Genomic DNA, 17,549 nt, shown 5'->3' on the forward strand with positions numbered 1-17,549 from the left:
GCAGGTTCCTGCCTATCTAGGAGAGACAGGCGCAACTAACGGTTGCGCCGCTCGGAGTGGGCAGATGCGCGTTGCAGCCTTTTCGATCGGCATGGTGGGTTCGGCGGCAGGGGTTGGCGTCCTGGCGCTGTGGTCCGGGTTTTCGGGCTGGGCCGTGGCAGGGCTTGTTGCCGCGACGATGGTGCTGGCCCAGGTGCTCTATCTCGCCCTGATCCTGCTGATGATCCGGGAAGAGAGCGACCGCCGCCAGCCCGCGGATCCCGCCAAGGCCCCGGCCGAGACGATCCTTCAGATCCGCGAACCGCACCAGCCGAATGTCTGAGATCAGCCGCCCTGCAGGGCACGGGGGCGAAGGTCCGCCCCTTCATGGGCGAACATCCGCGCCAGATGGCCGCCGCTGCGCATGAGGTCCGCCATGCGGCCCTCTTCCACCACGCGCCCGCCGTCGAGCGTATAGACCCGGTCGGCGAAGGCCACCATCGAGGGGCGGTGCGCGATCGTCAGCACCGTCATGCGACCCGCCCGCCGCATCAGCGCATCGGCCACGATCTTCTGGCTTTCCCAGTCGAGCGCGCTGGTCGCCTCGTCGAGGATCAGCACCGAGGGCTTGCGAAGGAAGGCGCGGGCCAGCGCGATCCGCTGGCGCTCGCCGCCCGAAAGCAGCGTGCCGCGGTCGCCGACCCGGGTGTCCAGCCCCGCGGGCAGCGCCGCGACGAAGCGGTCGGCCGCCGCATCGGCAAGCGCAAGGCGAAGGTCCTCGTCGGTCGCGGAAGGGGCCACGATCTTCAGGTTGGCGCGGATCGTGTCGTGCAGCAGAAAGGTCTCCTGCGGGACATAGGCCAGATGCTCGCGCCAGCCGCGCCGCTCGGCCTCGGTGAGTTCGCGCCCGTCGACGAGGAAGCGGCCGGACTCGGGCCGGATCAGGCCCATGACGATATCCGCCACCGTACTCTTGCCGGCGCCGGACGGGCCGATCAGCGCGGTGGCCTCGCCGATCCGCAGGCGAATCGTGCAATCGGTCAGGGCTGCCTCGTCGCTGCCCTCGCGGTGCCGGTAGGTCACGCGGTCCAGCAGGATCTCGCCCTGCGGCGCGGGCACGGGAACCGAGGCGAAGCCGGTGCCGCCCTCGCGGTTCGCCTCGAGCCGGGACTGCAGGTCGACGACGCGCCACCAGGCCGACAGGTCCACCAGCAGCGCCTGCACCTGCCCCTGAAGTCCCTGGAAGCGCGGCGTGACCCGCATCAGGATCACCAGCAGCACGATCATCTGCGCCATTTCCAGCCCGGCGACGCGCAGCGACAGCAGCACGAAGCCCGCCGCCCCCACCGCCAGCGCAACCTGGAACAGCCCGTTGCCAAGCGCATTCCTGCGCACATAGTCGCGCGCATCGGCCTTGGTTGTGTCCAGCGTGCGCTCGAACTGCGCGACGTGGTGCGGCTCCTGGTTCATGCTGCGCGCGGTCTTCAGCCCCGAGATGAATTCGGACACCAGCCGCGCCTGCACGGTGCGCGCCGCCTGGATGCGCTGGCCGTAGCGCTGCGCGAGGCGCCGGTAGGGTTTCAGCAGCAGCAGCGCCGTCAGCCCGAAGCAGAAGGCGAACAGCGTCATCGGCACCGAGACCGCAAGGCACAGCAGGAAGTAGATCACCAGCCCGACGAGGATCTGCATCAGGTTCAGCGCGACGAAGCCGCAGAAGTTGATGCGGTCGATCTCGCCGGTCAGGGCGTGCTCCAGATCGGCGCGGCGCATCCGCACCACGGTCTCCCACCGGGCCGAGGCCACGGCCGAGAACAGGTCCGCCCGGGTCGAATTGGCGAAATCGTTCAGGAGATCCGACAGATAGACGGCCTTCACCCGATTGAACACCGCCTGTAGCGCGACAAGCCCCACGATGGCCGACAGCAGGACCGCAAGGCCGATGGTCACGTCGGGCAGCTGCCAGCCGAGCAGCGACCGGCCCCCGAGATCGATGGCGTAGTCGGGTCCTCCCCTGCTGGCGAGGCCTAGGACCGGCAGCAGCAGCAGGATCGAGATGCCCTCGGTGAGGTTGCCGAGGACAAGGAACGTCAGCGCGATCCCCAGCCGCCGGCGGCCGAACCGCGTCATCGCCCGCAGAAGCGCGAGCGTGCTGCGCAGGCCCTCGGCGGGCGTGGCGGCGGTCGGATCGTCGGTCATCGGCCCGCCCCGGCGTCGGCCTCGATCAGCGCCACCACGTCCGGCAGCCGCTCGAGGCTTCCCGGCACGATCAGCCGGTGCAGCACGCCGCTTGCGGCCAGCGCCGCGGCCTGCCGCAGGTGACGACCGCCCGCGGTCCCGTTCAGCACTCCGCTGCCGAAGCGCGTGACATAGGCGAAGCGCAGCGCCAGCGGCAGCGCATCGGGCAGCGGAATGGGGATGACGGCCGGATCTGCCCCTGCCGGCCCGCGTTCGAGCAGGTAGATGCGGGCCAGGGGCGGCCGCCCCCGCTCGAACCGTCGCGGCAGCAGGACGCGCCCCTTTTCCGGCACCTCGGGCACCGGCGGGCGATGCACGGCATCGGGCACGTCGAGGCTTGCCGCGGCGGCCGCGGACAGCTTCACCTGCGGGAAGCCGGGCCGCAGCGCAAGATCGGCATCTACCGCGACGATGTCATCGGCGACCAGCGGATGCCCCGCGCGGATCAGGGCCGTCGCTGTGGTGGACTTGCCGGCCCCCTTGTCGCCCATCATCACCACGCCACGGCCGGCCACCGACACGGCGCTGGCGTGCAGCGTGAACAGACCCATCTGCTCCAGCGCCAGCGCAAGGACGGAGCCGAGCAGCGGATAGGCGATGAGATCCTCCGACACCCCCGGATGCGGGCTTGCGGTGATGCGCCCCGGCTCGATCCGGAAGCCGCCGACCGTCTGCCACCAGAGCTCGGCCAGATCCGGCGCGAAGCGGGTGCGGAAGGCGCCCTCGCCCGGCAGGTCCTCCAGCGCGGCGCGCGACACCGTCAGGTCGGCGGGGTGATCGCCGTCGAGCGGTTCAAGTTCCGGCAGATCCACGTCAGATCGCACGGCAAGGCCATAGGCGGTCCGAAGCCCGGCGACGGCGGGGCGGAAGGCGCGCGGCTGTTCGGCCGTCATGCGGGTGTCCTCTGGTCCAGACGCGCGTCGGCCGGGCTTGTCGTGCGGCGCAGCCACCGGTCCAGCACAAGAACGCGGATGATCTCCTGCAGCGCCCCGGCATCCACCTCGCCGGTCCGCAGGCGGCCGGCTCCCTCGCGGATGGTGCCGAGGTCGGCATATTCCGCCACCGGGCCGGGATCGGCGCCAAGCAGCCGCGCCAGATCTCCGTCCCGCCCTGCCAGCAGGCGGGCGCGGACATGGGCGGTGAAATCGCTCTTCCCGATGCGCAGGCGGACCGCCTCGGGCAGGACACCGCGGGTCGCGTCGCGCAGCAGCGCCCTCGCCATCCCGTCGTGGAACTTTGCCGAGCATGGCTGCGCCACGCAATGTTCCACCACCCGCCGGTCGAGGAAGGGATAGAGCGGCACGACATTCCGACAGGCCGCGGCGCGGTCGAGGATCTCGAGCGCGGTGGCAAAGCGGGGGGCGGTCAGCAGGCCGATGTGCTGTCGCATGTCGACGGTCGCACCCGGCGGCGGGGTGGCCGCGGCCTTGCGGACGCGGTCGACAAGGTCGGTCCGCGCCACCAGATCCGCATGCACCGCGCGCCGCCATGCGGTGCGGTCGATCTCTGCACGGCTCAGGCGGCGGGCCGCGGCGCGCAACCAACGCGAGCGGGCACCCTGCACCACCGAGCGCAGGAAGATGTCGCGCCTCGGATCGCCGCCCAGCGCGGAGGCGGCCCGCGTCGCCGACCACAGCGCCCGCCACTGCCCCTCGCCCGCCAGTTCCGCCAGACGCGACAGCCCGAACGAGATCACCTCGTCCCCGCCATGGCCGTCGATCAGCCCGCGCAGCCCGGCCTCGGCCGCCGCCCGATAGAGCGAACGCGAGGTCGGAAGGTTGGGCGCGAAGAACGGCGTTCCCTGCTCGGCCAGAAGCTCGTCGATCCCGCCGTCCAGCGTGTCGACGTCGATCCAGATCGGGCGGAAGCGGCCGGCAGCATGCACCTTCGCGATCCATTCGCATTCGTCGATCTCGGGATAGCGGTCGAACTTCATCGAGATCGTCGGCAGCGGCGCAGCGGAATGGCGCGAGGCGAGCACCGAGAGCGTGCTGGAATCGAGCCCGCCGCTGAGCATCGCGCCCACCGGGCCGTTTCGCATGCGGACAAGCACTGCCTGGTCGAGTTCCTCGAGCAGCGCCTCGGGCGGGTCGGCCATCGACTTCGGCTCCGGGTTCAACTCCCAGTAGCGCCGGGTCTCGATCCGGCCGTTCTCGACCAGCAGCATGTGCGCCGGTTCAAGGCGGCTGACCCCGCGGTGGATGGTCCGGCTCGCGCTGGTCGGCTGGCCCGACAGGAATTCGGCGATCCAGATTTCGTCAAGGGGGGGCGTGCTGGCCGGGAACGCCGCCAGCAGCGCCCCGGCATCCGAAGCGGCCGCCACCACCTGCGGCGTCGCCCGGAAAAGGAACGGGCGCACGCCGAAACGGTCGCGCAGGCCCAGCAGCCGCCCGGCGGCGGGGTCCCACAGCACCAGCGCGAAATCCCCGTCGAGGTGCTGCGGCAGGTCGAGGCCCCAGCGGTCGTAGGCGGCAAGCACCACCACCCCGTCCGGCACGTCGGAGAGCCCGAGGCGCGCCCGCAGGTCGGCGGCATTGTCGAGCCGCACCGTGCCCGAGAGGATCGGGCCGCCCGCCCGGCGCTGCCATGGCCCGCCGCTGCCGGCATCGTCCTGCGCGGTCTGGCCGAGCGCAACGCCGCCGGCGGCGAGGACGGTCCGCCCATGCGCGCCGCGCTGCTGCATGGCTGCCAGCATGGCCTGCGTGCGGGCCTTCGCATCCGCCGGGTCGCCCCCCAGCGCCATGAAAGCCGCGAAACCGCTCATGGGCCGGTTCCTGCCGAGACGTCGTGCGCCGCATCGGCCCGCCCGGCGCTGTCGTAGTCGAGCAGCGGGCGATGGATGCCATAGTCGGCGGCGCTTCCGCCCAGCGCGATGACATTGCCCGACAGCAGCCAGGCATGCGGACGGAAGTCGGCCTCGCCCCCACCCGGCAACGAGATCCTGACCGTCGAGACATAGCCACGACGCGCCAGAAGCCGCTGGCCCGCCAGCGCCTGCGTGAGACAGGTCGCCCCGGGAACCAGCCGGGATGCCGCCGAGACCGACCACGCCACCCGGCGCAACTCGGCCGCGGGTGCCTCGGCCTCGGCACCAAGGGCGGCCGTCGCGGCCCGCACGGCGTCGGTGCGGCGCCGCGCGATCGCAAGGCGGATCCGCAGCACCGTCTGCAGGGCATCGGCCAGCGCGACGACCTCGCGCGGCTTCAGGGTCAGGATGCGCCGGAGACGCCGCATGAGGCTTGCCCTTCAGGTAAGCGTGACCAGACGATTTGCGGCAAGGTCATCGACCAGCCGGCGGATGTCGCCCTCGCACCGCTCGTGGTCGATCCGGTAGCGTTCCGCGACGCGATCGACGATCTCGGCCAGGGTCACCGGCCGATCCAGCATGGACCAGACGAATTCGCCCACGGAGTTCATGCTGTAGTAGGAATTGCTGTTGGTGTCGAAAATGGCGATCCCGTCGCCGAATGCGCAGGGAATGCAGCCGGATGCTGCCCTGATGGTCAATGTGAATATCCTTGAAGAACAGGCAATGGCCGAGGCGGCCTTGCAACCGCCTCGACCCCTGCTGTGACGTCCCGACGCGAAGGATCAGGAGAAGGTGATGTCTTCCACCGGGGTGCCGCGCGGGAAGCTTGCGTCAAGGACGCTGCCCGTGCTCGCACCGTGAGTCATCATTTCCAGCGTTCCGTGAACGCGCAGCACCGGGGTCTCGTAAACAGGGTTTTGGATGTTGTTTGCCACGTCAAATATCCTCAGCATAAGGTAGCGGGGATGGCACTGGGCCAAACGTCAGCCTGTGTGCGGACGGGCGTCAAGTCAACCTGGGCGCCCACCACCGGGGAGCGTATATTTGCCTGACGTCCTATTTTGCCGATACAGAGCGCATTTACAATCCAAGGTTGACCAATTTGACCCTAAAGTCGATCCGCGGGGTGACCTTCTGCACATTATTTCATCAAATTCGCCGCGAGAGGCAAGAGGGACCTAGCTATGATCCGAATGCAGCGCGGCATCGCGCCGCATCGTGCGCCCTTCGGCACCCGATTCGCCCCGTCGCGGCGCGGTCTGGGACATCGCCCATGACCTTCACGTCGCAGCAGTTCGCGACGGTGCGGCAGCACGACTGCCGCGCCGAGACCGAGGCGCTGCGCGCCGCACTTGCCCGCGTGTTCGGCGACGGGACGTGTCGGCCGACCGACCTCAAGCCACAGGTTCTGTTCGAGATCGCCCGGCTCAACAAGGTCGGCCTCTTCCTCGCGCCGCGCCCGACGGACCTGCCGCCAGCCTGGGCCGCCATCGCCCCCAGGATCGAGACCATGCGGCTCCAGTCCGCCGCGCGGAACGGGCACAGCCTGCGCGCCAGCGTCGAGATCGCCCGGCTGATGCGCCTCGCCGGCATCGCCCATGTCCAGTTCAAGGGTCCGCTGCAACAGATCGCGCTGTATGGCGGGCCCTGCTGGAAGCCGACCGGCGACGTGGACCTGCTGGTGGCCGAGGCGGATCTCGCCGTGGCGGGGGCGGTCCTGCGCGGGGCGGGCTATGAACCGGTCGAGGCGGAACTGGCCGGCTGGTGGACGGTGCATCTGGGAGAGCAGCACTTTCGCCGGCCGGAAGGCGGGCCGGTCATTGACCTGCATCACCGGCTTCAGCAGCCCGGCGCACCGCGCCCGCGGCGGACGGGGGACATCCTCGCGCGCGCCACCCCGATGCCGTTCGAGGACGAGGCCATCCCCGTGATCGCGCCGCCCGACCGCTGCCTCGTGGCCGCGATCGGCGTGGTGAAGGCGCTGGTCGCGCACGAGCCCTGTGCCGGGCATCTATGCGACCTGCGCGCGTCGCTCGACCGGCTGACGCGCGAGGAAGCGGAGGCCCTGCCCGGAATCGCCGCGGAGCAGGGGCTGTCGGAGACGCTGGCCCTTGCCAGCCACGGCGTCGACGCGCTGTTCGAGGGGTTCGCCCCGCGGCCCTACGCGCTTGGCCCGAACCCCCTGCCCGGCCTCGATGCGGCGCAGCTGCGCAGGCTCCTCGTCACGCCGTGGGAGGCGGGCCTTGACTGGCCGCGCCGCAGCCGCATCCTCTGGGCGCTCTCCGGTCGGCGGCCGCTGCGCTTCCTGCGCGAGGCGGCCGCCGCCAAGTCCTCGGAACTCTACCGCCACTGGCTCGAGGCGCTCCTGCGCCTCGGCCTGATCGCCCGACCGCAAGGAAAAGCCGCATGACAGACATCTGCGTGATCATCGCCGCCCATGACGCCTCTGCCACCGTCGCGCAGGCGGTGCGCTCGGCGCTGGTCCAGCCCGAGGTGGCCGAGGTGGTGGTGATCGACGATGCCTCGGGCGATGCCACCGCCGAGGCCGCGCGCGCCGCCGACGACGGCACGGGCCGGCTGACGGTCGAGCGGCTGGCACGGAACGCGGGACCCTCGGCGGCCCGCAACCGCGCCATCGCGGTCTCGCGCGCCCCGCGCATCGCCATTCTTGACGCCGACGACTTCCTGCTGCCCGGCCGCTTCGCCCGGCTTGATCCGGGTCTTGACCTTGCGGCCGACAACATCGTCTTCATCACGCCCGACCATGCCGCGGCACTGGTGCCCGACGCGCTGCCCGCCGCCCCCGGATCGGTCGAGATGCTGGATGCCGAGCGGTTCGCCCTCGGCAATCTCGCGCAGGGTGTGCGGCGGGGCGAACTGGGCTTTCTCAAGCCGGTGATGTCGCGCGCCTTCCTCGACCGGCACGGGCTGCGCTATGACGAGGGCCTGTGGCTTGGCGAGGATTTCGACCTCTACATGCGCATGCTGCTGCGCGGCGCGCGCTTCGGCCTCATCCGCGCGGTGGGCTATGTGGCCATCGAGCGAAGCACCTCGCTGAGCGGCCGGCACCGCACCGCCGATCTTGCCGCGCTCGAGGCCGCCTGCCGCGCCCATCTCGACCTGCCTGCGCCGGACGGCACGAAGGCCGCACTGCGGCGTCATCTGGATCAGGTCCGGGCCAAGGTGCTGCTGCGCCGGTTCCTCGACCGCAAGGCCGAGGCCGGGCTGGGCGCGGCGCTCGGCTTCGCGCTGGCCCCGCCCTCGCGCTTCCTGCCCATTGCCCGCGGCATCGCGCGCGACAAGATCTCGGCGCTGCGCCCTCCGCGCCCGCCGCAGCGCGAACGCCTGCTGCTGCCGGTCGAGCAGCCCTCGTGACGGTTCAGTCCTCGACCATCAGCGAGGGATGCGAAACCCGTTCCGCCCCGGGCGGAAGGGCGACGGAATGATGGGACGGCAGCACGACCTCGGCGCGCCGCCAGCGCGGCACCAGCCAGAGCCAGAACAGTCCCTCGCGGCCCTCGGCGCAGATCTCCAGCTCGTGCCGGGCGGCAAGGCCCGACAGCAGCGCCGCCTGCTGCGCGGGCGGCCAGGGATGGATGGCCTCGGGCGCCTGCAGCGGCGGCACGGCCACCAGCCGCTCGGTCTCGGACACCGGCCGGGGATCGGCGGTCAGCACGATCGACAGCGGATGGCGCTCCTCGATCTCGGCCGCGCGCCGGTTCCGCCGCTCGCCCAGGCTGCGCAGAAGCTCCCTGGCCAGCAGGGGCCGGCGCGCCAGCCGCGACAGTGCCTCGGCCGGCCGGCGGCCCTTGATCGCGGCCACCAGATGCTCGAAGGCCAGCATCGCCTCGAGCCCCGCGCGACGGCGGCGCAGCGCCTCGACCAGCACCGGCTCGGTCTGTCCCTCGGCCGAGCGGTCATGGGCGGCAATGAGCGGCTCGAGCGCGGCCACCGACAGGCGGTGCGAGATCGAGCCGGAGTGCCGGCGGTAGAGATAGAGCGCCTCGGGCAGCAGCACGAGCCGCGCCCCCGACAGCAGCAGCCGCAGGTAGAGGTCGTAATCCTCGCCCACGCGCAGGGTCTCGTCATAGCGCAGCCCGTCCCACGCGTCGCGGCGCACCAGCGGTTTGAGATAGCCCAGGGGCGGCAGGTCGCCCGTTCCGCCGTTCGCCTCGACGAAGGTCGTCGCGTCCACCTGCATCGGCCCGGTCAGGTGAAGCACCTGAAGCAGCGTCCGCCCGCTCGCGTCGGGCGTCTCGCCGAAGAACAGCATGTCGTCGGCCACGGCCTCCACGCCGAGCGCCTTGGCCGCCGACAGAAGCCGCGCCAGCCGGTCGGGATGCAGCACATCGTCGGAATCCATGATGGCCAGCCAGTCGCCCGTCGCCGCGTCGAGCGCACGGTTGCGCGCGGCCGAGGGGCCGGCGTTCCGCTCCATCTCGATCAGGCGCACCCGGGGATCGGCGGCTGCGGCCTCGCGCAGGATCGCGACGCTGTCGTCGCCCGAGGCGTCGTCGACCACGATCAGTTCCAGATCCGCATGGCTCTGGCGCAGCACCGAGGCGATCGCCTCGGGCAGGAAGGCCGCGCCGCGCCAGTTCGCCATGAGCACCGAAATCCGCATCTGTTTCGTCCCTTCGCGCCGCCGAGTCGCTTCTGTGTAGCCGTCCCGGCGCGCGACGGACAGCCCGGGATCCCACCCCGCCGCCAGCGGACGGGGCACGAATGCCGGTTTTTGCGGCAGTGCGGCAAGCTGTTGCCATTGTGAACGTTGAATGATCGAAATTGTCGCCAGAGCGACCTAAGCTCTGGCCGGAACAAGAACGGAGTCCTGCCCATGCATCCCCGTCCGACCCTGCGCCGGCTGCTGCCGGCGCTTCTGCCCCTGCTGGCCGCCGTCCCGGCCGCTGCCGGAGAGCCCGCGTCCTTCATCGAGACCTTCGACCGGATCGACGGCAAGCGGTGGTACATCTCGGACGGCTGGACCAACGGCGAGCACCAGAACTGCACCTGGTCCTCCCGGGCGGTTCGGGTGGAGGATGGCATCCTGAAGCTGATGTATGTCCCCGACACCTCCGGCGCCGGCCAGCATCGCTGCGCCGAGATCCAGTCCGACGAGCGTTTCCTGCACGGCACGTTCGAGGCGAAGGTCCGCACCAATCACCGCTCGTCGGGCATCAACGCGGCCTTCTTCACCTACATCGGCCCGGTCCACAAGCAGCCGCACGACGAGATCGACTTCGAGATCCTGACCCGCGACACGGCTTCTGTGGACCTGAACACCTATGTGGCGGGCGAGCCGAAGAACGGCACCCGGGTGCCGCTCGATCCGCCGTCGCACGAGGGCTGGCACGTGTTCTCGATCCAGTGGGAACCCGAGCGCATCCGCTGGTTCATCGACGGCAAGCTGGTGCACGAGGCGACCGAGACGCTGCCCACCGCGGACCAGAAGATCTTCCTCAGCCACTGGAGCACGGACGTGCTGACCGACTGGATGGGCAGGTTCGAGCCCCCCTCGGAACCGGTGGCGCTCGAGGTGGACTGGGTGGCATGGACGCGCCCGGGAGAGACGTGCCAGTTCCCGGAATCCGTGCTATGCGGGGCAGAAGAGTAAGGAGACGCCGCCCGAGATGACCGTCCTTCCGCGCAGTCGCCCGGCCAATGCCCTGATCATCGACGTCTGCCCGACCACCGTTCTGGCCTTCCTGACGGTGATGTGCCTGCTGCTGGTGCAGTGGATCGGCGCCATCGCGGCGGCGGGCTTCCTCGCCTCCGGCTGCCTGCTGGTAGTCCGGCGGCCGCAGATGGTGCTGGTGGAGCTTCGGCGCTACTGGATGGTCTTCGCCGTCGCGGGCTGGTGCCTGCTGTCGGTGCTGTGGTCGCAGTATCCCGGGGTCAGCCTGCGCTATGGCATCCAGCTGGCCGTGACCTTCGCCATCGCGGTGGCGATCGCGAACCGGCTGTCGCCGGCGACGGTCCTGCGAGTGCTGTTCAGCGCCCACCTCCTCGCGGCCCTGCTCAGCCTGGTCTTCGGGCGGGTGCGCGAGGACGGCCTGGGCTGGCTTGGCATCTTCGGATCAAAGAACGCCTTCTCGCTGCCGATGTCGACGCTGATGCTGTGCGCCTTCGCTATCATGCTGGACCGCGGCCAGCCGCGCTCGTGGCGGGTCGCGGGACTGGCCGGCTTCGCGCTGGGAAGCTTCATGCTGATCCAGGCGCAATCCGCGGGCCAGATGCTGGCCACCGGGGCGGCGCTGGCCTTCGCGCTGCCCTTCTTCCTGGGCCGCTGGCTGACGCTGATGCAGCGGTTCCTGCTGGCCGGGGTCACGCTGGCGCTCGGCATCATCGCGGCGATGCTGGTCATCGCGCTGCAGGACCAGATCATGACGCTGATCCTCGAGACCACTGGGAAGGACGCGACCCTGACCGGTCGGACCGAGATCTGGAAGATCGCCTTTCAGGAGATCGCCCGGCAACCGCTGAACGGGGTCGGCTTCCAGGCCTACTGGGTGCCCGGCAACCCCGGCGCCGAGGCGATCTGGGAAGAGTTCGGCATCAGCAACAAACGCGGGTTCCACTTCCACAACACCTTCATCTCGAATGCGGTGGAGATCGGGCTGATCGGCGTGGCCATCCAGGCCGCGGCGATCTTCGGCGCCATGGGTCTGGTCGTGGCCTGGGCCTTCCGGGAACCGCGGGCCGAGACGGTCTTCCTGACGGCCCTGATGATGCGCAGCATCGTGCTGAGCATGTCCGAGGTGGTGGGCTACACCCAGTTCGACCTGGCGACCGTCCTGCTGGTCGCGGCGCTGGTGTTCGGGATCCGCAGCCTGCGCGAACGCCGGAAGCCCGCGGTCTGGCGACAGGCACCGGCGACTGCCCCTGCGGCATCCCCGGCCGAACCGGCCTGACGGCACCCCAGCCGTCCGGGGCACCGGCCCGGGATGCCGGCGCCCCGACGGCGTTCGGTTCAGTTTGTCGAGGGCGGCCGCAGCGTCATCTGCACCATGTCGCCGGGTTCCAGCAGCGCATCCATTGCATCGGCGATCTGGCGCATCTCCTCGCCTTCGTTGCGCAGGACCACGACCTCGGTCATCGCCGCCAGCGACTCGGGGCTGGTCGGAAGATCCTGCCCTCCGGCCTGGCTGAGCAGCGACACCGACAGGTTGCGCTGAGTGTCGATCTTGCGGTCCATCTCGAGGATCTGCGCCTCGACCTCCTGCAACTGCGACACGATCTCGGATGACCGGCCGTCCTGCAGCTCGATGCGGTCGCGCTCGCCGGTGGTGATGCCCTGCCGGGCGCGCAGGATGGCGGTCGAGGTGTCCAGAAGCTGGCTCTCGATGGTGGCCAGCGTGCGCTGCGTCTCGAACAGCCGGCCGCTGGCGACAAGGCCGCGCTCCGACAGGTTCTTGGCGTTCGACATCTCCTTCTCGGCCAGCTCGCGTTGCGTCTCGAGCTGGACGGTCTTTGCCTTCAGCGCCTCGATCTCGGCCTTCAGCAGTTCGCTCTGGGCGTCGATGGCGGCGAGGTTGCGGGAAAGCTGGTCGCGGCGCAGCTCCATGAAGGCGCGCTCCTCGGCGATCAGCGTCCGGCCCCGCGCGGTGTCCAGTTCCGGCGGGGGCGCAAGGTCGGGCTCGCCGCTCCGCTCGGCGATCAGGCGCGCGCGGCGGGCCAGCATGCCGTCGCGGCTGTCGAGCAGGATCCGCAGTTCCCCCTCGCCCGAGATCAGCTCGCGCACCGTCGCCGGGCTGCTGCGGATCTCGTCGCTGGGGCCGCCGGCCATGGCGATGGCCTGCCGCGCCGTGAGGCCGGGACGGAACACCACCTCGCCGGGCTCGCGGACATGGCCCGCGACGATGACCGGGCGGTATTCGGCAATCTCCACCGTGGCGTCCGGCATGTCCGGCAGCGCCAGACGCTCCATCAACCCGTCCGAAATCAGCGTGCCGAGCTGCGCCGGCGTGTGCCCGGCCGCCTCCACCGCGCCAAGGAACGGCACCGAGATCGTGCCGTCCGCGTTCACGCGATACTCTCCGGTCATCGCCTCCCATTCGGTCATCGTGCCGTCGACGGGCTGCCAGTCCAGCACGCGCAGGCGCAACAGGTCGCTCGGGCTGATGGTGTAGCTTTCGGCCGACGCGGTCGCGGGCACCAGCCCGAGCGCGAGAACGGCGAAGATGTGGCTGCGGAGGGCCGCCATTCCTGTACCTCTCTGAAACGTCAAGTCGCGGCGGAAGGATCCGCCGCGGCTGCTGGACTTGCGGGATGCGACCGGGTCAGCAGGAGCCGCGGGACCGCAGGACTGCCGGAATGGTGCGCAGGATGATCGCGATGTCCGCCATCACGGTCCACCGCATGACATAGTAGCGGTCGAGCAGGACGCGCTGCCGGTAGCTCAGGTCGCTGCGGCCGCTGACCTGCCACATTCCGGTCAGCCCGGGACGCGTGCGCAGGTAGTGGCCGGCCGAGCCGCGGTAGCGACGCAGTTCCGCCGCCACCACGGGGCGCGGCCCCACGACGCTCATCTCGCCGGCGAGGATGTTGAACAGCTGCGGCAGCTCGTCGATCGACAGCATCCGGATCACCGCGCCGATCGGCGTGACGCGCGGGTCCCTGCGCAGCTTGCGATCCCGCTCCCACTCGCGCTGCGCGTCGGGGTTGGCGCGCAGGTAGCGCTCCAGCACCACATCGCCATCCACCACCATCGAGCGGAACTTCCAGCACCGGAAGGTCCGGCCGCCGAAGCCGACGCGCTGGTGGCCGTAGAGGATCGGGCCGTTGCTGCCGAGCCAGATGATCAGGGCGACACCGATCATCAGCGGCGCCAAGGCGACCAGCGCCGTCACCGCGATGAAGATGTCGATCAGTCGCTTGAAGTGCCCGCCGACGGGTCGAAAGAGGGGGTCGGACCTGCGCGGCAGCGACGAGAGGTAAATGTGGTCCGGACTGACATGTTCCGGCGTCAATGAAGATTGAGGATTGAATTCCATGAAACACCTGTTGGTTTTGAGCGTCGCCACTCAGGCACGGAACGACTTTAACCCAGAAAATGCGGAGTCGTGTCGTGCCAAGTCTTCCGATCCGATTAATGTCCAAAACAGGACGAGAACTTTCCTCGATTTAGCCACAGTGTCAAGCCATGCCCAAATACCGGGCTGGTTGTGCATGCTCGCCTGCGCGGAAACTTGCTGCAACCGCGAAGGACTGGAAACCGACGGCAGGACGGCGCCACGGGAACGACCGGCTTGTGAAAAGTGATTCTCTCCGTCGCTGGTGTATCCAGTCAATCCTCGACGATTTCCCGCAAACTGCAAGATGCTGATTGGTCGTCAGGACCCGTGCAGATCGTGTAATTATTTGCAACCCAAAGACGTAACAGCAATCCCCTTCCGTGGGGCGAACCCGCCGGCCGGTCGCCCGGAGCGTCCCTCGGCGGGAGCATCACCTTGCCGGCCGACTACATCCTCCGGCAGCGGACCCGTACATTCCGGCCGGGGCCGGCGCCACCCTGCCGCAGCTGCATCCGGTCCTTGCGGCAGTGCAGCATGCGTCCGGCCGCCTGCCTCCTGATGAAGAGATGGGCAGGAAGAGCACCCTGCCCCTCCGCACCCAGGCGGCGACCGGGCACCAACGCAGCTTCGGCCGATCTGTTCCGACAGCCTCGCCGACACAGCGAAGACACAGCCGCGGGGCGACGGAGCCGGCCGCCGCCCGGCAGCTTTACCCGCGCCGCGGGCTCGTCTAAGCAGATGATCGGAAAAGAGAGAGCCCCATGCGCATCCTGATCACCAACGACGACGGCATCAACGCCCCCGGCCTCGAAGTGCTGGCACGGATCGCGCAGGAGCTTGCCGGTCCGGACGGCGAGGTCTGGACCGTGGCGCCGGCCTTCGAGCAGTCCGGCGTCGCCCATGCGATCAGCTATACCCATCCGATGATGATCGCCAAGCTCGGGCCGCGCCGCTACGCGGCGGAGGGCAGCCCGGCCGACTGCGTGCTTGCCGCACTCTATGACGTGCTGCAGGGGGCTCGTCCCGACCTCGTCCTTTCGGGGGTGAACCGCGGCAACAACTCGGCCGAGAACGTGCTTTACTCCGGCACAGTGGGCGGTGCGATGGAGGCGGCGCTGCAGGGCCTTCCGGCGATCGCGCTGTCACAGTTCCTCGGGCCCGAGACCGAAGGGCTGGCCGATCCGTTCGACTGCGCCCGCAGCCACGGCGCCCGGGTGATCCGGCTGCTGCTCGAGCGCGGGCTCTGGGATGGCGGCGACTACCGGCTGTTCTACAACATCAACTTCCCGCCCATCCCCGCCTCGGGCGTCAAGGGCCATCGGGTGGCGGCGCAGGGCTTCCGGCGCGACACCTCCTTCGGGGTCGAGCCGCACATGTCGCCCTCGGGGCGCAAGTTCCTGTGGATCCGCGGCGGCGCGCAGCACAGCCCCACCCTGCCCGGCACCGACGCGGCGGTGAACCTCGACGGCTTCGTCTCGATCACGCCGATGCGCGCGGACCTGACGGCCCACGACCGCCTTGCCGAACTGGAGGCGCAGATCGGATGAGCGGCGCGGACGACGAGGAGGACCCGGCCGAGCGCAAGATGCGGTTCCTGTTCGCCGTGCGGACCCGCGGCGTCACCGATGCCCGCGTGCTGAACGCGATGGAGCGGATCGACCGCGGCGTCTTCGTCAAGGGCCTGTTCGCCGAACGCGCCTACGAGGACATGCCGCTGCCCATCGCCTGCGGCCAGACCATCAGCCAGCCCTCGGTCGTCGGCCTGATGACGCAGGCGCTGAACGTGAACCCGCGCGACAAGGTGCTCGAGGTCGGCACCGGCTCGGGTTATCAGGCCGCGGTGCTGAGCCAGCTTGCCCGGCGCGTCTATACCGTGGACCGCCACCGCCGCCTCGTGCGCGAGGCGACCGAGATCTTCCACCAGCTGGGCCTGAGCAACATCACGGCGCTGGTCGCCGACGGCAGCTTCGGCCTGCCGGAACAGGCACCCTTCGACCGGATCCTTGTCACCGCCGCGGCGGAGGACCCGCCCGGCCCCCTGTTGGCACAACTCAAGATCGGCGGTATCATGGTGGTGCCGGTCGGTCAGACGGATGCGGTGCAGAACCTGATCAAGGTCACCCGGCTGGAGCAGGGCTACGACTACGAAGAACTCCGCCCCGTGCGCTTCGTCCCGCTGGTCGAGGGGATCGGGTCCGACTGAGACAGAAGCTCCGGGACCAACCCGGACCGCAAGACGAGAGGCAGAGCATGTTCCACCGTCCCCCGCTCGCGCGTGCGCTGTGCATGACCGCGACGCTGGCGATCCTCGCAGCCTGCAGCAGTTCGGAGCTTGACTGGGATCTGCGGAGCAGGCCCGGTGCGCTGAACACCTCGGATGCGGCGCGCTCGGCAGCGCCCCGGCCGCGTCCCGACGCGCGCGGCATCATCTCCTATCCCAACTATCAGGTCGCGGTGGCGCAGCAGGGCGACACCGTGGCATCGCTGTCCTCGCGGGTGGGGCTCGATCCGGTGCAGGTCGCCCGCTACAACGCGCTGACGCCGCAGAACCCGCTCAGGGCCGGCGAGATCGTCGTGCTGCCGCAGCGGGTCGCCGCGGCGCCGGCCATGGCGCCCGCCCCGGTAATGGCCGCACCGGCGCCCACCGCACCCGCGCAGGGCATCGACGTCACCACGATCGCGACCACGGCGCTCGACCGTGCCGGCAGCGCCGCTCCGCCACCGGCGGCGGCCCCCGGCGCCCGTCGCGGCCGCCCCGGCAGCCGCTCCCGCCCCCGCGCGCACGGCGGACGAGCCCGCGCGCCATCGCGTGGCCCGTGGCGAGACCGCCTATTCCATCGCGCGCAGCTACAACGTCTCGGCCAAGGCGCTGGCGGACTGGAACGGCCTCGGCCCCGACCTTGCGATCCGCGAGGGCCAGTATCTGATCATCCCCACGGCGGCCGAGCCGCCGCCGGCCCCTGCTCCCACGCGGACGGCCGTCACGGTGCCGGGCGTGGGCTCTCCCACGCCCACGCCGCCTTCGGCTGCCAAGCCCCTGCCGGACGAGAAGCCCGCCCCCGCCGCGGCCAAGCCGCCCGGTCAGCCGGCCTCACCCGACCTCGGCGCGCAGCGGACGGCGGCCTCGGCATCGCGGCTCGGCTTCCCGGTGCAGGGCACAATCATCCGGGGCTACGTCCAGAAGAAGAACGACGGCATCGACATCGCCGCCAGCGCCGGCACGCCGGTTGCAGCGGCAGCCGATGGCACGGTGGCCGCCATCACGCAGGACACCGATCAGGTGCCAATCCTGGTGATCCGCCACCCCGACAATCTGCTGACGGTCTATGCCAACATCGACGGCATCAAGGTCGCCAAGGGGGCCTCGGTCAAGCGCGGCCAGACCATCGCCACCGTGCGCGCAGCCGACCCGGCCTTTGTCCACTTCGAGGTCCGCAAGGGCTTCGAAAGCGTGGACCCGATGCCCTACCTGCAATAACAACAGAAAAGCCCGGCACTTGTCCGGGCTTCTT

At 70.1% G+C, this 17,549-nt stretch carries 16 protein-coding genes and 1 pseudogene; 8 read left to right on the forward strand and 9 right to left on the reverse strand.

Annotated elements, in window-relative coordinates; genetic code table 11:
• Window positions 1-64 precede the first annotated feature (64 nt).
• The gene (locus CK951_RS10440) at window positions 65-322 is read left to right on the forward strand and encodes a hypothetical protein (protein WP_096786088.1); all 258 of its coding nucleotides are present in this window, start codon (window positions 65-67) and stop codon (window positions 320-322) included.
• Between the two features lie 2 nt (window positions 323-324).
• Here the strand turns inward: CK951_RS10440 and CK951_RS10445 are convergent, their stop codons facing one another.
• The 6 genes from CK951_RS10445 to CK951_RS21395 all read right to left on the reverse strand — a co-directional run bounded on the left by CK951_RS10445 (window position 325) and on the right by CK951_RS21395 (window position 5,958).
• Window positions 325-2,175, reverse strand: a complete 1,851-nt coding sequence (locus CK951_RS10445) for an ABC transporter ATP-binding protein (protein WP_096786089.1) — start codon at window positions 2,173-2,175, stop codon at window positions 325-327.
• The gene (locus CK951_RS10450) at window positions 2,172-3,107 is read right to left on the reverse strand and encodes a serine kinase (RefSeq protein WP_096786090.1); all 936 of its coding nucleotides are present in this window, start codon (window positions 3,105-3,107) and stop codon (window positions 2,172-2,174) included. The genes CK951_RS10445 and CK951_RS10450 overlap by 4 nt, the downstream gene beginning before the upstream one ends.
• Window positions 3,104-4,978, reverse strand: a complete 1,875-nt coding sequence (locus CK951_RS10455) for an asparagine synthase-related protein (RefSeq protein ID WP_096786091.1) — start codon at window positions 4,976-4,978, stop codon at window positions 3,104-3,106. Before CK951_RS10455 ends, CK951_RS10450 begins: the two co-directional genes overlap by 4 nt.
• Entirely contained in the window at window positions 4,975-5,448 is a 474-nt protein-coding gene (locus tag CK951_RS10460) for a lasso peptide biosynthesis B2 protein (RefSeq protein WP_096786092.1), read from the reverse strand. Before CK951_RS10460 ends, CK951_RS10455 begins: the two co-directional genes overlap by 4 nt.
• Window positions 5,449-5,460: 12 nt before the next feature.
• A complete protein-coding gene (locus tag CK951_RS10465) occupies window positions 5,461-5,721 on the reverse strand; it encodes a PqqD family protein (RefSeq protein ID WP_096786093.1) in 261 nt (86 codons plus the stop codon).
• 84 nt (window positions 5,722-5,805) lie between these two features.
• Entirely contained in the window at window positions 5,806-5,958 is a 153-nt protein-coding gene (locus CK951_RS21395) for a hypothetical protein (protein WP_198402341.1), read from the reverse strand.
• Between the two features lie 338 nt (window positions 5,959-6,296).
• On the opposite strand from CK951_RS21395, the gene CK951_RS10475 reads away from it, so the two are divergent.
• On the forward strand, window positions 6,297-7,433 hold the full coding sequence (locus CK951_RS10475) for a nucleotidyltransferase family protein (protein ID WP_096786095.1): 1,137 nt from the start codon (window positions 6,297-6,299) through the stop codon (window positions 7,431-7,433).
• Window positions 7,430-8,398, forward strand: coding sequence for a glycosyltransferase family 2 protein (locus CK951_RS10480; protein ID WP_096786096.1), 969 nt, complete (start codon window positions 7,430-7,432; stop codon window positions 8,396-8,398). The genes CK951_RS10475 and CK951_RS10480 overlap by 4 nt, the downstream gene beginning before the upstream one ends.
• A gap of 4 nt (window positions 8,399-8,402) precedes the next feature.
• Here CK951_RS10480 and CK951_RS10485 read toward each other — a convergent pair whose 3' ends face one another.
• On the reverse strand, window positions 8,403-9,647 hold the full coding sequence (locus CK951_RS10485) for a glycosyltransferase (protein ID WP_096786097.1): 1,245 nt from the start codon (window positions 9,645-9,647) through the stop codon (window positions 8,403-8,405).
• Window positions 9,648-9,860: 213 nt separating this feature from the next.
• Between CK951_RS10485 and CK951_RS10490 the strand changes: the two genes are divergently transcribed.
• Together CK951_RS10490 and CK951_RS10495 are read left to right on the forward strand one after the other, a co-directional pair.
• Entirely contained in the window at window positions 9,861-10,637 is a 777-nt protein-coding gene (locus CK951_RS10490) for a family 16 glycosylhydrolase (protein ID WP_096786098.1), read from the forward strand.
• A 16-nt stretch (window positions 10,638-10,653) separates the two neighbouring features.
• Window positions 10,654-11,934 carry an O-antigen ligase gene (locus tag CK951_RS10495; RefSeq protein ID WP_096786099.1) on the forward strand — a complete coding sequence of 427 codons (1,281 nt, stop codon included), beginning with the start codon at window positions 10,654-10,656 and terminating at the stop codon, window positions 11,932-11,934.
• 59 nt (window positions 11,935-11,993) lie between these two features.
• Here CK951_RS10495 and CK951_RS10500 read toward each other — a convergent pair whose 3' ends face one another.
• Window positions 11,994-13,226: a polysaccharide biosynthesis/export family protein gene (locus CK951_RS10500; protein WP_096786100.1), complete on the reverse strand. Its 1,233-nt coding sequence runs from the start codon at window positions 13,224-13,226 to the stop codon at window positions 11,994-11,996.
• Between the two features lie 76 nt (window positions 13,227-13,302).
• A complete protein-coding gene (locus CK951_RS10505) occupies window positions 13,303-14,016 on the reverse strand; it encodes a sugar transferase (protein WP_096786101.1) in 714 nt (237 codons plus the stop codon).
• Window positions 14,017-14,798: 782 nt separating this feature from the next.
• Here CK951_RS10505 and surE point away from each other — a divergent pair.
• The 3 genes and pseudogenes from surE (at window position 14,799) to CK951_RS10520 (ending at window position 17,515) form a co-directional block, all read left to right on the forward strand.
• Entirely contained in the window at window positions 14,799-15,584 is a 786-nt protein-coding gene (surE, locus tag CK951_RS10510; protein WP_096786102.1) for a 5'/3'-nucleotidase SurE, read from the forward strand.
• Window positions 15,581-16,240 carry a protein-L-isoaspartate(D-aspartate) O-methyltransferase gene (locus CK951_RS10515; protein ID WP_096786103.1) on the forward strand — a complete coding sequence of 220 codons (660 nt, stop codon included), beginning with the start codon at window positions 15,581-15,583 and terminating at the stop codon, window positions 16,238-16,240. Before surE ends, CK951_RS10515 begins: the two co-directional genes overlap by 4 nt.
• 47 nt (window positions 16,241-16,287) lie before the next feature.
• Window positions 16,288-17,515: pseudogene (locus CK951_RS10520) on the forward strand (peptidoglycan DD-metalloendopeptidase family protein).
• Window positions 17,516-17,549: the final 34 nt, after the last annotated feature.

This window comes from Rhodobacter sp. CZR27 (assembly GCF_002407205.1).
In the GTDB taxonomy this organism is placed as follows: domain Bacteria; phylum Pseudomonadota; class Alphaproteobacteria; order Rhodobacterales; family Rhodobacteraceae; genus Cereibacter_A.

Bases quoted from the DNA above. Each gene is read 5' to 3' on its own strand.
- CK951_RS10440 (WP_096786088.1), top strand. From the start codon at position 65: ATGCGCGTTGCAGCCTTTTCGATCGGCATGGTGGGTTCGGCGGCAGGG.
- CK951_RS10445 (WP_096786089.1), bottom strand. From the start codon at position 2,175: ATGACCGACGATCCGACCGCCGCCACGCCCGCCGAGGGCCTGCGCAGC.
- CK951_RS10450 (WP_096786090.1), bottom strand. From the start codon at position 3,107: ATGACGGCCGAACAGCCGCGCGCCTTCCGCCCCGCCGTCGCCGGGCTT.
- CK951_RS10455 (WP_096786091.1), bottom strand. From the start codon at position 4,978: ATGAGCGGTTTCGCGGCTTTCATGGCGCTGGGGGGCGACCCGGCGGAT.
- CK951_RS10460 (WP_096786092.1), bottom strand. From the start codon at position 5,448: ATGCGGCGTCTCCGGCGCATCCTGACCCTGAAGCCGCGCGAGGTCGTC.
- CK951_RS10475 (WP_096786095.1), top strand. From the start codon at position 6,297: ATGACCTTCACGTCGCAGCAGTTCGCGACGGTGCGGCAGCACGACTGC.
- CK951_RS10480 (WP_096786096.1), top strand. From the start codon at position 7,430: ATGACAGACATCTGCGTGATCATCGCCGCCCATGACGCCTCTGCCACC.
- CK951_RS10485 (WP_096786097.1), bottom strand. From the start codon at position 9,647: ATGCGGATTTCGGTGCTCATGGCGAACTGGCGCGGCGCGGCCTTCCTG.
- CK951_RS10490 (WP_096786098.1), top strand. From the start codon at position 9,861: ATGCATCCCCGTCCGACCCTGCGCCGGCTGCTGCCGGCGCTTCTGCCC.
- CK951_RS10495 (WP_096786099.1), top strand. From the start codon at position 10,654: ATGACCGTCCTTCCGCGCAGTCGCCCGGCCAATGCCCTGATCATCGAC.
- CK951_RS10500 (WP_096786100.1), bottom strand. From the start codon at position 13,226: ATGGCGGCCCTCCGCAGCCACATCTTCGCCGTTCTCGCGCTCGGGCTG.
- CK951_RS10505 (WP_096786101.1), bottom strand. From the start codon at position 14,016: ATGGAATTCAATCCTCAATCTTCATTGACGCCGGAACATGTCAGTCCG.
- surE (WP_096786102.1), top strand. From the start codon at position 14,799: ATGCGCATCCTGATCACCAACGACGACGGCATCAACGCCCCCGGCCTC.
- CK951_RS10515 (WP_096786103.1), top strand. From the start codon at position 15,581: ATGAGCGGCGCGGACGACGAGGAGGACCCGGCCGAGCGCAAGATGCGG.